Genomic DNA, 16,085 nt, shown 5'->3' on the forward strand with positions numbered 1-16,085 from the left:
TAATCTGTAATGATTGGGTGCCCTTTGATGGTGTAATTCGTTGTTGGTGATGATATAATATACAGGATTTATCGAGCCCATGAATGGTGGCTAGGTATATTTGGAAATGCTTAACATGAAGAACTTACCGGAGGGACAAATTAGATGGGAAAATTAGTAATATGTGATCACCCTTTGATTCAACACAAACTGACGTTTATACGCGACATGCGTACGAATACGAAAGATTTTCGTGAATTGGTGGATGAAGTAGCAACGTTGATGGCTTATGAGATTACAAGAGATGTTGAACTGGAGACGATTGATGTACAGACACCTGTAGCTGCAACACAAGGTAAAGTCATCTCTGGACGTATGCTTGGACTGGTGCCGATTCTGCGTGCAGGACTCGGAATGCTGGATGGTGTTGTGAAATTGTTGCCAGCGGCAAAAGTTGGACATGTTGGTCTGTTCCGTGACCCGGAAACACTGCAACCGGTAGAATACTACACCAAACTGCCTACAGACGTAACAGAGCGTCAATTGATTGTAATTGATCCGATGCTGGCAACGGGTGGTTCGGCAATTGCAGCTATTGACGTGCTCAAAAAACGTGGCTGTACCCAAATCAAAATGATGAACCTGGTTGCAGCACCGGAAGGCGTAAAAGCTGTGCAAGATGCACATCCCGATGTGGACATCTATGTAGCAGCATTGGACGACCGTCTGGATGATCATGGTTATATCGTTCCAGGGCTTGGAGATGCAGGAGACCGTCTATACGGCACTAAATAAGCATATTGCATGCGGAGTAGAAAAGGGGCTTTGCTCGAATGTCCAACAAAATTAAAGTCATGACGATCTTCGGGGTGCGTCCGGAAGCCATTAAGATGGCTCCGCTTATTTTGGAATTGCAAAAACACCCTGAGTCTATTGAATCTATTGTTTGCGTAACTGCGCAGCATCGCCAGATGTTGGATCAGGTACTTGAAGTTTTCGACATTAATCCCGATTATGATCTGGATGTGATGAAGGACCGTCAGACATTGAATGAAATTACAATTCGTGTACTGGGTGGTCTGGAGCCGGTATTGGCTGAAGCGAAGCCGGATATTGTACTGGTTCACGGGGATACATTAACTACCTTTGTGGCGAGCTACGCAGCATTCTTGCAACGGATTCAGGTAGGGCATGTGGAAGCGGGGCTGCGGACGTGGAACAAGCTGTCTCCATATCCGGAAGAGATGAATCGTCAGCTGACGGGAGTACTGGCTGATCTACACTTTGCGCCTACGGATTGGTCTTCTTCCAATCTTGCCAAAGAAAATAAATCGGAGTCTAGTACGTACGTCACAGGCAACACGGTAACAGATGTGTTTCAATATACAGTACGGGAGGACTACACACACCCGGTACTTGATTGGGCCCAAGGCAAACGCCTTGTGCTGATGACAGCTCATCGCCGTGAATCTCAAGGCGAGCCTCACCGCAACATTTTCCAGGCCGTCAAACGGATTGCCGACGAATTCGAAGATATTGCCATCGTGTACCCGGTGCATCCAAGTCCTGCTGTGAAGGAGCCGGCTCACGCGATTTTGGGGAATCATCCCCGTATTCAATTAATTGATCCACTAGACGTGGTGGATTTGCATAACTTTTACCCGCACACTCACTTGATTTTGACCGATTCAGGCGGTTTGCAGGAAGAAGCGCCTTCGTTTGGTGTGCCTGTGCTCGTATTGCGCGATACAACAGAACGCCCGGAAGGTATTGAAGCCGGAACGCTGGAATTGGTAGGTACCGAAGAGGAACGTGTGTATGAACGGACCAAAGCTCTGCTTACAGACAAAACCCTGTATGCAAGCATGAGTCAGGCTGCCAATCCATACGGTGATGGACATGCTTCGGAAAGAATTGTCAATGCGATTTTGCACCATTTTGGTGTAAATAGTGAGCGTCCGGAATCATTTCACAGAAAATTCAAAAAATAATACATTTTTTCTGACGGATTTATAAAGGGCATAGCATACAGTTAAACTGTACGGTTTACGCGGGTTTATGGGCTTTGAGGGTCTGTATTCCCGTCGTTTTCCCCTTTAAAACGCTAAAATCATTCAATTGACAAAGGCTCTCATCATTCAGTAAAATTAACTGGGATTGCAAGGGTGGCGTGGAAAATGGCCGATTCGAACAAACCAAATTCATCCCGTAACCATGACGATAATGTATGGAAAGCGATGGGACTCGTGACAGCTTTTGGGATCGAGATTGCCATTCTCGCTGTTGCCGGATATTACGCTGGCTCCTGGTTGGACAAGACCATCGGAGGTAACGGAATATGGATCGCCGTAAGCGTTCTCTTTTTTCTTGCGGCAGGCGGTGTAAGCATCTACTTTATCGCGAAAAAATTCATGGGGGAAAGTGATGAGTGAACTAACCAGATACCGCAGATCGATGACTGTTTTCATCATGTACTTTCTTATGATTTGTTTTCTCGCAGCGGCCTTTATGCCACGTGTGGAGACAATTGCTTTGGGACTGGCCCTGGGTACAGGAATTAGCTGGATCAATGCATTTTACTTGGGCTACAAAGTAAGGAAAATGTCTGATGATGCGGCAGAAGGTAACTTGAAGCGTGTGAACCTGGGATTTTTGACAAGAGCGGCACTCGCTGTGCTCGGTATATTCATATCGATGCGCTTTCCGCAGTACTTCAATACATATGCGGTTGCAGGCGGTCTCGTCATTGCACAATTTTCCTTACTGATTATAGGGATTGTCCATTCCCGCAGAGCAGAATGATGTTAAGGGCTGCAGCTTTCAAGTCGAGAAAGGGGTGAGAAAAATATGCATGAAGCTCCAATTATTATGCTTGGCGGATTTCGACTGGATCTATCGGTTCTGTTAATGCTGGTAGTTACAGGTGCAATTGTTTTTATTTTTGCTGTACTGGCAACACGGAGATTATCCGTTGAAAATCCCGGCAAGCTGCAAAATTTTATGGAGTGGGCAGTAGAATTCGTCCGCAATCTGATTTCCAGCACAATGGATATGAAGAAAGGTAAACATTTTATCTCTCTCGCTCTTTCCATGATTATGTTCATTTTTGTAGGGAATATGCTCGGCCTTCCGCTCGTAGCTGTATCTGAAGTAACAGATGTTAGTCAGGCACAGGTATTCGGTAAGCCGATTGTTACAGCGGTGGAGGCGTTTGAAGAAGCGCATGCCAAGGACCCTGAAGCACACCCACACGTTGAACTGGCTTGGTGGAAATCACCAACAGCCGATTTGTCTGTAACGATGGGACTCGCTCTCGTAGCGTTCCTTGTATCTCATGGACTAGGATTGTTCCGCAACACAAAAGGATATCTCCAGCATTACCTGAAGCCATTCGCCTTGTTCTTGCCAATCAACTTGATTGAGACGGCATCCAAGCTGTTGACACACGGTATGCGTCTATTCGCGAATATCTTCGCGGGTGAGGTACTGATCGCAACGATCCTGAAACTGACCACATTTAAAGTGTTTGGTGCTATTGCAGCGATTCCGCTACTAATGGTGTGGCAAGGCTTCAGTATCTTTATCGGCGCGATCCAGGCATTTGTGTTTGTTATCTTGATGATGGTGTACATTTCACAGAGCATCGAGACGCACGACGAGCATTAAGTTTCAAGCCCTACGAAGATTTCTTCACCAGGCTGAACAATAAAAAATTCGATTTATCATTTTAAGGAGGATATACAAATGGGAGCAATGGCATTAATCGCAGCAGCAATTGTTGCAGGACTGGGCGCGTTTGGCGCAGGTATTGGTAACGGTATGGTAATCAGCAAAACGGTGGAAGGTATTGCCCGTCAACCGGAAGCAAAATCCACTCTTCAAACAACAATGTTTATCGGTGTAGGTTTGATCGAGGTATTGCCGATCATCGGTGTGGTACTCGCGTTCATGTTCTACGGTATGGCTTAATTAAATTTTAAAGGTTTGGCGGGGAAGGCCATAGCCATCCGCGCCTTCTTTTTAGGTAATGTCCGTTCTAACGGATGACGTTTCAAGGATACCTCCAGGAAGGAGTGAACAGATTGAGTTTCATATGGGAAAATACGCTTCTTGCGATTGTTGCATTTGCAATTTTATATTGGCTGCTTAGCCGTTATGCCTTCGGGCCTTTGTTCTCCATTATGGAAAAACGTCGTGAACTCGTGATGACGCAGATGAATGAGGCTGCACAGACTCGGGAACAGGCCATTGCCTATGTGGAGGAACAAAAACAAGCTCTTGAGCAAGCACGCCAAGATGCTTACGACATCATTGAACAGTCCAAACAAACGGGTGGCAAACAAGCTGAATCGATTTTGGCTGATGCAAAAGCTGAAGCTAATCGTCTGAAAGACGATGCAGTACGCGAAATCGAGAGCGAGAAGAACAAAGCAGTCGCAGCACTTCGCAGCGAACTGGGTACAGCTTCCGTTCAGATTGCATCCAAGTTGATCAAAAAAGAAGTTGAGAACGGTCCTGCACAAGAAGAGCTTGTGAACCAATACCTCAATGAGGTAGGAGGCCGACAATGAGCCGCGATACGATTGTTGCCAAGCGTTATGCGAAAGCATTGTTCGAAGTTGCTCTTCAGCAACAGCAGGTGCTTGAGGTTGAACAGGAACTGGTTGCAGTAGTCAGTGCATTGACGGGAGATGCAGATATCGAGAAATTTATCGTATCCCCTAATATTTCTGATGAAGCCAAACAGAAGGTGATTCACTCAAGTCTTGATGGCAAGGTATCCGATTCAGTCCTTCGTACAGTCTTGTTGTTAATTGAACGCGGACGCGTTGAATTGCTGGGAGACTTGCTGAATGATTATCGGAAGATCCAAGGTGAGTCGCTGGGCATCGCTGATGCACGTGTCTACTCAACTTATGCGTTGAATGATGAAGAAAAAGAAGCGGTAGCCCGTGAATTCGGTGGCCGTGTGAATAAAAAGATTCGTATCGAGAACATTGTTGATCCGACTCTGCTGGGCGGATTGAAAGTCGCCATTGGCGATACGATCTATGACGGCAGCTTGGCTGGCAAGCTCGAACGTCTTGAGCAGTCTTTTAACAGACGAGTACAGTAGATTGGGGTGAGGACACTTGAGTATCAAACCAGAAGAAATCAGTACATTAATTAAGAGCCAAATCGAACAATACAAGACCGATATCGATGTAGTCGAAGTCGGAACGGTAATCGAGGTTGGTGATGGTATCGCTCGTGTTTATGGACTTGAGAACGTCATGTCCAACGAGTTGGTTGAATTCCCAAGCGGTGTTATGGGACTCGCCATGAACGTAGAAGAAAGCAATGTCGGTGTCGTTATCCTGGGACCTTACTACGATATTCGTGAAGGTGACCAAGTGAAACGTACTGGTCAAATCATGCAAGTGCCTGTAGGCGAAGCATTGATTGGACGCGTTGTGAACCCGCTCGGTATTCCTGTAGATGGCAAAGGGCCAATCGCTACAACGGAATTCCGTCCAGTTGAAGGTAAAGCACCAGGTGTAATGGATCGTAAATCGGTTCATGAGCCGATGCAAACAGGGATCAAAGCCATTGATGCAATGGTTCCAATCGGTCGTGGACAACGTGAGTTGATCATCGGTGACCGTCAAACAGGTAAAACATCAATCGCGATTGATGCGATCCTGAACCAAAAAGGTAGCGGCATGAAGTGTATCTATGTGGCTATTGGTCAGAAACAGTCTACGGTTGCTCAAGTTGTGGAAACTCTTCGTCGTAAAGGCGCAATGGAGTACACAATCGTTGTAACTGCAGCAGCTTCTGATCCATCACCACTCTTGTACATCGCACCGTATTCCGGTTGTTCGATGGGTGAGTACTTCATGTACAAAGGCGAGCACGTTCTGGTCATCTATGATGACTTGACCAAACAAGCCTCTGCATACCGTGAGCTTTCCTTGTTGCTTCGTCGTCCACCGGGCCGTGAGGCTTATCCGGGTGACGTCTTCTACCTGCACTCCCGTTTGCTGGAGCGTGCTGCGAAGCTGAATGATGAACTTGGTGGTGGTTCTTTAACCGCACTTCCGTTCATTGAAACACAAGCTTCCGACGTATCTGCATACATTCCAACGAACGTAATCTCCATCACGGACGGACAAATCTTCTTGGAAGCTGACTTGTTCAATGCTGGACAACGCCCGGCGATCAACGTAGGTATTTCCGTATCTCGTGTCGGTGGTTCTGCTCAGATCAAAGCGATGAAAAAGGTTGCAGGTTCCCTGCGTCTCGACCTCGCTCAATATCGTGAGCTTCAAGCGTTCTCCCAGTTCGGTTCCGATCTGGATAAAGCGACTCAGGCCCGCCTGAATCGTGGTGCACGTATGATGGAAATCCTGAAGCAAGGTGTTAACCAGCCTCTGCCTGTAGAACAACAGGTTGTCAGCTTGTACACTGCGGTTAAAGGATTCCTGGATGAAATTCCAACAGGTGATGTTACTCGTTTTGAGCGTGAGTTCCTCGCGTTCATGGAGAGCAGCCATCCGGAGATTCTTGCATCCATCCGTGATACTAAAGAATTGACTGCAGACAACGAAAATGCACTGAAAGGTGCAATTGAGAAGTTCAGAAAGAGCTTTGCTGTCTCTGTCTAAATAAATGATTGCAGGTGCGGAGTTGTCTAACCGATTCCGCATGTCTGCATGTAATACTTTGACTCTGTCAAAAAAGATGATGCTTACGATGTAGTTTTGACTCTGTCAAAACTTTAAGGTGGTGAAATCATGGCAAAAGGCATGCGCGAAATTAAGCGGCAAATTAAAAGCGTACAAAGCACCAAGCAGATCACCAAAGCAATGGAGATGGTAGCTGCTGCAAAACTGCGTAAAGCGCAGGAAAAAGCGGAAGCAGCCCGTCCTTATTCGGAGAAACTGAAAGAAGTTGTAGCTAGTATTGCATCAAGCACGCAAGGGATACAGCATCCGATGCTGGAGAGCCGTCCGGTCAAAAAGACAGCTTACCTGATCATTACATCGGACCGTGGTCTTGCAGGTGGATACAATGCGAACGTTTTGCGTCAGGTTAATCAGACGCTCAAAGAGCGCCACAACTCCCAGGATGACTACGAATTGTTCGTCATTGGACGTAAAGGACGCGATTACTTCAGACGTCGTGAAATGGCGATGGCATCCACAACAACGGATCTGTCGGATTCGCCTTCATTTGCAGACATCAAATCCATCGCACACGAAGCTGTTCATGGGTTTGAACTGGCTGAATTTGATGAATTGTACATTTGTTATAACCGCTTTGTGAATGCGTTGACCCAGATTCCTACGGTAGAAAAACTTCTTCCGATGGAAACACCTGAGGTAACTGCTGCGGAAGGACCAACGGCAAGCTACGAATACGAGCCGTCTGCTGAAGCTGTACTGGAGGTTTTGCTTCCGCGTTACGCGGAAACGCTGATCTATGGTGCACTTCTGAACGGTAAGGCAAGTGAGCTCGGCGCGAAAATGACGGCAATGGGTAATGCAACCAAAAATGCATCCAAACTCATTAATGACTTGTCATTGACTTACAACCGTGCCCGTCAAGCGGCGATTACGCAGGAGATTACGGAAATTGTGGCAGGTGCCAACGCAGCACAAGGCTAACCGTTTTTTTATTAATGAAGGCTTGCAGAGCAAAGATAAACGAACGGTACATTATTTTTGCAAAAGTAGCAGGCTTGTAGGAGGGGAACGTTAAGATGAACAAAGGACGCGTTGTGAGCATCATGGGTCCGGTTGTTGACGTCGAGTTTGATCGCGGCGGTCTGCCGGAAATCCTCAATGCCATTACGATCACTACAGTAAGTGAGAGCGGCGTTAGTGTAAACCTTACACTCGAAGCTTCGAAACATCTGGGTGACAACCGAGTACGTTGTATTGCGATGTCCTCCACGGATGGACTTGTTCGTGGTATGGAAGCTTTAGATACAGGAGCACCAATCTCTGTACCCGTCGGAGAAGCAACACTTGGTCGTGTATTTAACGTACTCGGCGAAGCAATTGACACTGGCGGTGCCGTAGCTGCTGAGCACAAGAACCCGATTCACCGTTCAGCACCTGCATTTGATGAACTGACTACCCAAGCAGAGATGCTGGAGACAGGAATCAAAGTTATCGACTTGCTCGCTCCTTACGCTAAAGGTGGTAAAATCGGTCTCTTCGGTGGTGCCGGTGTAGGTAAGACGGTAACCATTCAAGAATTGATCAACAACATCGCACAAGAGCACGGCGGTATCTCCGTATTTGCGGGTGTTGGTGAGCGTACACGTGAAGGTAATGACTTGTATCACGAGATGAGTGATTCCGGCGTTATCAACAAAACAGCAATGGTCTTCGGACAAATGAACGAGCCTCCAGGCGCACGTCTTCGTGTAGCCCTCACAGGTCTGACGATGGCGGAATACTTCCGTGATGAAGAAGGCCGTGACGTGTTGCTCTTTATCGATAATATCTTCCGTTTCACCCAAGCGGGTTCAGAAGTATCTGCCTTGCTTGGACGTATGCCTTCCGCGGTAGGTTACCAACCTACACTGGCAACAGAAATGGGTCAGCTGCAAGAACGTATCACATCAACGAAAAAAGGTTCTGTAACATCCATCCAGGCCATCTACGTGCCTGCGGATGACTACACTGACCCGGCTCCTGCAACGACGTTTGCTCACTTGGATGCAACGACGAACTTGGAGCGTAAAATTTCCGAGATGGGTATCTACCCTGCGGTAGATCCACTGGCTTCCAGCTCCCGGATCTTGTCCCCTGAAGTTGTAGGTGAAGAACACTACAGCGTAGCTCAAGGCGTTAAACGCATCTTGGCACGTTACAATGAATTGCAAGATATCATTGCAATCCTGGGTATGGACGAGTTGAGTGAAGAAGACAGAGCGCTTGTATACCGTGCTCGTAAAATCCAACGTTTCTTGTCCCAGCCTTTCCACGTTGCTGAAGCATTTAACGGTATTCCGGGTAAATACGTTCCAGTTAAAGAAACGGTGCGCAGCTTTAAAGAGATTCTCGAAGGTAAGTATGATGATCTTCCGGAAGCAGCTTTCCTCTTTGTTGGTACAATTGAAGAGGCAGTGGAGAAAGCCAAAACACTGGTTTAGTCTGAATCCAGGATTGTCCTTATGAAGCGGGCTATCCTTCGGATATTTCAGGAGGGATGGAATTGAGCACCTTTTTGTTGGAAATCGTAACACCTGAGCGTTTGGTCTATTCAGAACAGGTGAATAGCATTACGGCTCGTGGTATTGAAGGGGAACTGGGCATTCTGCCCGGTCATATTCCTATGGTTACACCTTTGCAGATTGCACCGATCTATATCCATAACGGAAAAGAAAATAAACGAGTTGCTATCGGTGGCGGGTTTATTGAAGTACGTAAAGATAAGGTTGTTGTACTCGCAGAGAGTGCTGAATTCCCGGAAAACATTGATGTGGATCGTGCGCGTGCGGCGAAAGAGCGGGCAGAACGTCGGCTTGCAAGCCAAAGCAATCAGGACCACTTTGATCACCGTCGTGCAGAGATTGCGCTGCAAAAAGCGGTTAACCGGATTAATGTGTTCGGCAAATAAACGATTCTTGGAAGCCCGGCGGCTTAGTCTGCCGGGCTTTTTTGAGTTTGTTTGATAGAATTGTTTTATCGAACATATCAAAAAGGCTGACAACAAATTCCATCCTATCCCTTCAGTAAACAGAAGTATTTTAAGCAAATTATTCACCGATGATGAGGATTTGAATAGAATGTAGGACTAAAGTAGTGGGCGCATTTACCACTAAGAGAACCATTTTTTTCATGAATAAATATAAATTATTTCCGAGGAAATGACAGAATCGATATCGAAATAGCGCTCTTTTATGTCGTTTTAGTCACAAAATCCCGGCATTTTAAAATTAAAATATTTTAGAAGTGGAAATCAATGTAATTGACAATGTATGATGAAAGAGCCTATATTCCATAGAGTCAGCAGAAGCAGGAAGCTGCGTAGTAGATTCCATAGTCATGCACAGCCGCATTGTTGCTGCTCGGTGATTGGGCATCAGGAGATTCCTGCCTGGCAGGAGTAAATCTGACAGTACGCTCAGTATGTTGTGCTAAAGGCATTCCAGTATACTAACAAGTTATGGGTGCCGGGCATATGATATGCTGATTGCTGCAACAAATGTGGAGGTAAAGAATATATGGATACTGATCTGACGAATCAGGTGAACCAGGCGTTAAGCACCAATGGCTTGGTCTCAATCATCGTCTCCCTGTTGTGTATAGCATTGTCTTGGTGGGCTTTGACAAATCTCAAACTGGATTTAATCATCAGGCAACCACGAGGTGCTCAGGGAAGACTGTTGCATTTGTTGCTCGCCATCATTTTGGGGCATGCCGTTGCTGGCTTTGTCATTGACTACTTGTCCTGGACTCAAATGTTGCGTAATTTGTTTTAATGTTGAGATGGTTGGTTAATCATCTGTTAGGTTCTTCAAGCTGCTCATTGTCGAATAACATCGATTAATTGTGTTAACAATTAGAGTATGAGTTGTCGGTAAAGAAATTAAGAAAAAAATGTGACGTAAAATTGGATGAATTTGAGATGTTTTATGTAAAAATGCTTGTATCGTACAATTCAACAATGTTATGATGGAAGTTAGGGAATTCACAATTGTTCACTTATTTTGTAGTTATAAACGGGATATCCGGTTCATGCCGGCTAATAACCATCCCACTCTGTCTGTTCTGATGCTCTGCTGGCTTGTAAGACACTAATTTTACATGCTGAATAGCAAGATGCACGGCACATGGTATCATTGATATGGATTATAAAAACCAATTCTTTTCTGAACAGACATCTGTGGCAATATGCCAGAATATGTCGAAATTCCACACACAGCAACAGTCCTTTCTAGCATAGTGGGGCTTACGTATTCCGGAATGAAGAAAAGGGAATAAAAGCGCGGAGGGAACCATGATGAGCAAATTTATCGTCCGCGGTGGCAAAAGGTTGACCGGAAGTGTCAAAGTTAGCGGCGCTAAAAATTCTGTTCTTCCGATCATCGCTGCCTCTCTCTTAGGGGAAGAAGGACAAAGCGTTATTATTGACGCGCCTCCTCTAGACGATGTGATGACGATTAACAAGGTGTTGGAATCGCTGGGAGCGGGAGTTACATACCGGGACGAAGTGATTACCGTAAATGCGGAGAAACTTACTTCCTGTGAAGCCCCGTATGAATGGGTAAGTAAAATGCGGGCGTCTTTCCTGGTCATGGGGCCTTTGTTGACTCGAATGGGTCATACAAGAATCTCACTTCCTGGTGGATGTGCCATCGGTACACGGCCTATTGATCAGCATTTGAAAGGTTTTGAAGCCATGGGCGCAGAGATCAGCTTGGGCCAAGGTTATATCGAAGCTCGTAGCCAAGGACGGTTGCGTGGCGCGAAAATTTATCTGGATGTGGCTTCCGTAGGTGCCACTCAAAATATTATGATGGCTGCAACATTAGCCGAAGGTGTAACTGTTCTGGAGAACGCGGCAAAAGAACCTGAGATTGTGGATCTTGCCAACTTCCTGAATGGAATGGGTGCCATCGTACGTGGTGCTGGTACTGGAGTGATCCGCATTGAAGGTGTGGAGAAACTTACAGGCGTTACACACACAGTTATTCCGGATCGGGTAGAAGCTGGTACGTATATGGCTGCTGCTGCAATCTCTGGTGGTGACGTGTACATTGAAGGTGCAATCTCGGATCATTTAGGCTCCGTTATCGCGAAGCTTGAAGAGATGGGTGTAACAATCCAACCGGATGAGAATGGCGTGCGTGTAATCGCAGATCGTCCTCTTAAGGCTGTGGATGTGAAAACATTACCATACCCAGGATTCCCGACAGATATGCAATCCCAGATGATGGCACTCTTGCTCGCATCTGAAGGAACAAGTGTCGTGACAGAGACTGTTTTTGAAAACCGATTCATGCATGTGGATGAATTCCAATTGATGAATGCGGAGATCAAAGTTGAAGGACGTTCGTCCATCATCACAGGTAATGCCAAACTGAAGGGTGCCAAAGTAACGGCTACCGATTTGCGTGCGGGTGCCGCACTCATTATTGCAGGTCTTGTTGCTGAAGGTACAACGGAAGTGGGCGGTGTTCATCACATCGACCGTGGCTATGTACATCTCGCTGAGAAGCTTAACGGACTTGGCGCTGACATCTATCGGATCTCGGTTGATGAGCCTAAGCTTGAAGCAACCAAAGCACCTAGTGAAAAAGTGGAGAAAGAAGTACCGATGTTTAAGGTGCAACCAACTTTGGCTTAACACTGGATTGAATAGAAAAAATATGGTCCCCCTATGATGAGTCACACAGTTGTGTGGACTATGAATGCGAAGGAACGTATATTGTAAAAAATGATAAAGCTAAGCCATCTGGCTTGGCTTTTTTTGTGTTTACTTTTAAGAAGACAACGAGATATTTGATACCTGATTCTATTAATAGCTGGTCCTAACTTGTATAGCATAACATCGTATTCTGTATCGATTCTGAACCAAATGAAAGAGCGAACTTTATATAGGGTGTCGGATCCAGCTAAACACCGGTATTCAGCGACAGATCAACGTTTCTAAGAGGTACATAGCAAAAGAAAACAGGAAATTAAACAGAACGAATAGGGCCTCGTTTCTCTTAAATCAGGTTCTATCAGATCAAGCCAGCTCATAACCTAAACTATGGATTTGAACAACACGACCGGCACATGACCGGCCATAGATAACGGAGGGTTATATTCGAATGAAAGAAGCTCGTGTACAGGTAAAGGTCCCCCTTGTCCCTCGTCCAGGTATGCAAGAGCCGGAGGGAAATACCGTTTCTGGAGTGGAAAAAGACAAGCCTGCCCCATCGAACCTGAGGACTGTTCCATCACAGCCTGCAAGATTATCCAATCCAGGACGGGTGTCGACAGATGAACTGAACCGAAAGACAACCGAGCATATTCATATACCTGTTATTGAGCTGGACCAATTCCGCCGTGTGAAGCGTCGTCGAATGCGTACATTTGGACGAAAACCCCGATGGGGACGAAATACGACGCGATGGCAACCTGCTGCCGCTGTATCTGCCTTATTGGCAATGGCGTTGCTGATTCCGGTAATTTTGGTATGGCCGCGGACAAGCGAATCACCAAAGCCGATCCCTGCTCCAACAGATTCAAGCAGCACAAGAACCCCAGCTCCTGCGCCAGCCGTTCCTGTTACCTACCCTGAACCTAAAGTACGCGTATACCTGTCTGCAACAGGCACAACGATGAATCTGCCATTGGAAGACTATGTTACCGGGGTTGTGGCAGCCGAGATGCCGGCTGAATTCAGACTGGAGGCGTTAAAGGCGCAGGCAATAGCAGCTCGTACATTTATCGTGCGTAGGTTAGCTGCTAGTGATACAAGCGGTGTTCCATCAGGTGCGGCGGATGTGACGGATACGGTCAGCCATCAGGTGTTTATTCCGCCAGATCAGGTGAAAGCGGATTGGACTCGTCTAGGGAAGGCAAAGGAATGGGAGAAGCTGCAACAGGCTGTACGCGAAAGTCGAGATACGGTGATGACATATCAGGGCAAGGCGATCACCGCATCCTTTTTTTCCACAAGTAATGGGTATACCGAGAATGCCGAGGATGTATGGGGGAACGCTGTGCCGTATCTGCAAAGTGTAGATAGTCCGTGGGACAAAAATCTGGCACCAGGATTCAAGCAGACCGTTACCATGAAGCGTAATGAGATTCTGCAGAAGTTAAACTTGGATGCCATTCCGGTTACCGCCCAGAAGGGTGGATCATGGATGGAAGTATTGTCTACAACCAAAGGGCATCGGATTAAAGAAATGCAGATCGCAGGTGAAACATTCAGCGGACCCGAGGTCCGTAAGTTGCTTGGATTAAGATCCAGCCAGTTCAGTTGGAAGACCACAGGGGATGAGGTCCAGATTACAACGTTCGGGTATGGGCATGGGGTTGGCATGAGCCAATGGGGAGCAAACGGCATGGCGCAGGAGGGACACACGGCCACCCAGATTCTCAAACACTACTATACCGGCATTTCATTCGGACAGGCATCCAAGATGCTCGCATCGAAGTAGGAGAGATGAAGGCGGATGGATAGATGCGAATTGATTCGAATGGATACAAATGTGTGCGAATGTGTGCAAATGTATGGGGATGAGAGCAGTTTAGGTTTGTTTGGACGAAATGATCAGGCTTCCCATATAAGCTTTGGCGCGCTAACGAATCTGACAGACCTTATTGAGCGTTATCACAACGAATGGAAATTCTAACGAATCTCAGACACGTTATATCAGGGTATACCACCGAACTGATCCTTTACTAGCGCCCAAAAGAGTAATTAGCGTGTCTACGGTTCGTTAAAATTCCTAAGCCACGATTTCTCCGCCAATAAGGCCGCCTGAGTTCGTTAGGAAATATTTTATTATCTAATCATTAGCCAAATTGAGGGTGCTGTCATTCACTAGATGCTCATTCCGCAATAAGCAAGCTGAACCAAAACCAAAATCAGAACGTTGAGATCAATTTTCCAAGCCCTAAGGTTAAAAAAATGATTTTTGTTCCCTGTATACCGGGTAACTTCTAACTATACTGTAACCATTCATGATTCAGCTTCTTTCAAATCTAGATGTTAAATGGAACAGTCAGTAGTGGGGCGCCTTGTCTATCTCTAATCTCACATCTCACTTTAAAGAACCTGGGCGGTTAATTCTGCATTATCCAGTCACAACCTATATCATTTTGCTCTCACCGATAATTGCACTTCATAGAAGGATTGGCCTCTACAACCAATCCGGACCAGTCTACCAACACCCATTCCGGAGCTTTCGAGATTAGGCTATATATGCCGAGAGTGCTAGCGTATGGAGAGCGCAGGGGACAGAAAAGACCTGTAGAAACGAAGTGTCCGCCTTTACTACCGGATTTCACCTTTGAAGAAGGTGATAGAAGAAATCTGGTAGTAACCAGCGGTCGAAAGGTTTTCTGGCCCCGAAGCGGCGCACGTACTGACACTCACCCCACACATATATAGCACTCTCTGAAACCTCCGTGAAAATAATTAGAGTCGCGCGTGTATAAAAGAGTTGCACCCGGTAACACTTGTTACTGAGGTGATTAAGATGAATGAACAAAACAAAAAATCAGTCCAAGAAGAAACTCCTAAAACAACTCAAGGAGTACCGGCTAGTCAGCCCTCTTCATGGAAAAGAGCAATGTCCAAACGCTGGGTCTTCCCGGCAGCCTACATCGCAGCAGCAGGCATTATACTAACCTTAGTGTGGGTCTATCAGGGCACAGGCGACAAAACGCTGAACTCGGACCCTGCTAGCGGGGTAGTAGAAACAGGCGCATCGGCGGGTACAGAAGGAACAGCAGTAGGCGAAGAAGAAAGTGTGGAAGTTGTTGCAAAGTCGGAGAATTTTGTATGGCCGGTAGCGGTACCGTCCGAAATTTCGGTAGTGAAACCTTTCTATGATAGCGAAGCTTCAACCGAGGAACATGAAGCGGCGATGGTGCAGTACAATGATACATTCATCCCAAACACGGGTGTGGATCTGGCACGTGGGGATAATAAAACATTTGAAGTCAAAGCAGCGCTAGCCGGTAAAGTTACCCGGGTGGAGCAAAATCCGCTCACAGGTCAGGTTGTGGAAATCACACACAGCGATAACCTGAAGACGGTATACCAAAGCTTGGCAGACGTCAAAGTGAAACAGGACGACGAAGTGAAACAGGGAGATGCGATTGCATCCGCTGGCGTCAATGAATTGGGTAAAACGCTTGGCAACCACCTTCACTTTGAAGTGTACGAAGACGGACAGCCGGTTAACCCGCAAGGATATCTTCCGGAAAAATAAATGAATTTTACCGCAGCAACATGATGGGCAGAGGGTTGAACCTCTGCTCTTTTTGTGCTTTTCAGAAAATAATGGGACCTTCGAAGCTTGTCACACCTCTAAACCGCGAATATATAGGCATGCTCCTCATATAATGTACCAAACTATCCACACAGTAGGGAGGCGG

General features: G+C 46.4%; 17 protein-coding genes. All 17 read left to right on the plus strand.

Going from position 1 to position 16,085, the window contains the following annotated elements:
• Window positions 1-144: 144 nt before the first annotated feature.
• Window positions 145-774: a uracil phosphoribosyltransferase gene (upp, locus tag MHI14_RS02760; protein WP_017691929.1), complete on the plus strand. Its 630-nt coding sequence runs from the start codon at window positions 145-147 to the stop codon at window positions 772-774.
• A gap of 38 nt (window positions 775-812) precedes the next feature.
• Entirely contained in the window at window positions 813-1,970 is a 1,158-nt protein-coding gene (gene wecB / locus MHI14_RS02765) for a non-hydrolyzing UDP-N-acetylglucosamine 2-epimerase (protein ID WP_341129846.1), read from the plus strand.
• 186 nt (window positions 1,971-2,156) lie between these two features.
• Window positions 2,157-2,411, plus strand: coding sequence for an AtpZ/AtpI family protein (locus MHI14_RS02770; protein WP_024632723.1), 255 nt, complete (start codon window positions 2,157-2,159; stop codon window positions 2,409-2,411).
• Entirely contained in the window at window positions 2,404-2,781 is a 378-nt protein-coding gene (locus MHI14_RS02775) for an ATP synthase subunit I (RefSeq protein ID WP_062836961.1), read from the plus strand. Before MHI14_RS02770 ends, MHI14_RS02775 begins: the two co-directional genes overlap by 8 nt.
• A 45-nt stretch (window positions 2,782-2,826) precedes the next feature.
• Window positions 2,827-3,645 carry a F0F1 ATP synthase subunit A gene (gene atpB / locus MHI14_RS02780; RefSeq protein WP_091036293.1) on the plus strand — a complete coding sequence of 273 codons (819 nt, stop codon included), beginning with the start codon at window positions 2,827-2,829 and terminating at the stop codon, window positions 3,643-3,645.
• A gap of 78 nt (window positions 3,646-3,723) precedes the next feature.
• Window positions 3,724-3,948 (plus strand): F0F1 ATP synthase subunit C, encoded by a 225-nt coding sequence (gene atpE / locus MHI14_RS02785; RefSeq protein WP_017691934.1) that lies wholly within the window; start codon window positions 3,724-3,726, stop codon window positions 3,946-3,948.
• Window positions 3,949-4,061: 113 nt separating this feature from the next.
• A complete protein-coding gene (gene atpF, locus MHI14_RS02790; RefSeq protein WP_036612568.1) occupies window positions 4,062-4,550 on the plus strand; it encodes a F0F1 ATP synthase subunit B in 489 nt (162 codons plus the stop codon).
• On the plus strand, window positions 4,547-5,095 hold the full coding sequence (locus MHI14_RS02795; RefSeq protein WP_091036296.1) for a F0F1 ATP synthase subunit delta: 549 nt from the start codon (window positions 4,547-4,549) through the stop codon (window positions 5,093-5,095). Before atpF ends, MHI14_RS02795 begins: the two co-directional genes overlap by 4 nt.
• A 16-nt stretch (window positions 5,096-5,111) precedes the next feature.
• Window positions 5,112-6,626, plus strand: a complete 1,515-nt coding sequence (gene atpA / locus MHI14_RS02800) for a F0F1 ATP synthase subunit alpha (protein ID WP_047840700.1) — start codon at window positions 5,112-5,114, stop codon at window positions 6,624-6,626.
• A gap of 129 nt (window positions 6,627-6,755) precedes the next feature.
• Entirely contained in the window at window positions 6,756-7,628 is an 873-nt protein-coding gene (gene atpG, locus MHI14_RS02805; RefSeq protein WP_076209796.1) for an ATP synthase F1 subunit gamma, read from the plus strand.
• A 95-nt stretch (window positions 7,629-7,723) separates the two neighbouring features.
• Window positions 7,724-9,127 carry a F0F1 ATP synthase subunit beta gene (gene atpD / locus MHI14_RS02810; RefSeq protein ID WP_047840699.1) on the plus strand — a complete coding sequence of 468 codons (1,404 nt, stop codon included), beginning with the start codon at window positions 7,724-7,726 and terminating at the stop codon, window positions 9,125-9,127.
• Window positions 9,128-9,189: 62 nt separating this feature from the next.
• The gene (locus tag MHI14_RS02815; RefSeq protein WP_091036299.1) at window positions 9,190-9,594 is read left to right on the plus strand and encodes a F0F1 ATP synthase subunit epsilon; all 405 of its coding nucleotides are present in this window, start codon (window positions 9,190-9,192) and stop codon (window positions 9,592-9,594) included.
• Window positions 9,595-10,201: 607 nt separating this feature from the next.
• Window positions 10,202-10,459: a DUF1146 family protein gene (locus tag MHI14_RS02820; protein ID WP_017691941.1), complete on the plus strand. Its 258-nt coding sequence runs from the start codon at window positions 10,202-10,204 to the stop codon at window positions 10,457-10,459.
• A gap of 521 nt (window positions 10,460-10,980) precedes the next feature.
• On the plus strand, window positions 10,981-12,327 hold the full coding sequence (gene murA / locus MHI14_RS02825) for a UDP-N-acetylglucosamine 1-carboxyvinyltransferase (protein WP_082762960.1): 1,347 nt from the start codon (window positions 10,981-10,983) through the stop codon (window positions 12,325-12,327).
• 469 nt (window positions 12,328-12,796) lie between these two features.
• A complete protein-coding gene (gene spoIID / locus MHI14_RS02830) occupies window positions 12,797-14,137 on the plus strand; it encodes a stage II sporulation protein D (protein WP_341129847.1) in 1,341 nt (446 codons plus the stop codon).
• Window positions 14,138-14,176: 39 nt separating this feature from the next.
• Entirely contained in the window at window positions 14,177-14,332 is a 156-nt protein-coding gene (locus tag MHI14_RS02835; RefSeq protein ID WP_341129848.1) for a hypothetical protein, read from the plus strand.
• An 849-nt stretch (window positions 14,333-15,181) separates the two neighbouring features.
• Window positions 15,182-15,919, plus strand: a complete 738-nt coding sequence (locus MHI14_RS02840; protein ID WP_133386097.1) for a M23 family metallopeptidase — start codon at window positions 15,182-15,184, stop codon at window positions 15,917-15,919.
• Window positions 15,920-16,085: the final 166 nt, after the last annotated feature.

Source organism: Paenibacillus sp. FSL K6-2393, assembly GCF_038002545.1.
Lineage (GTDB): Bacteria > Bacillota > Bacilli > Paenibacillales > Paenibacillaceae > Paenibacillus.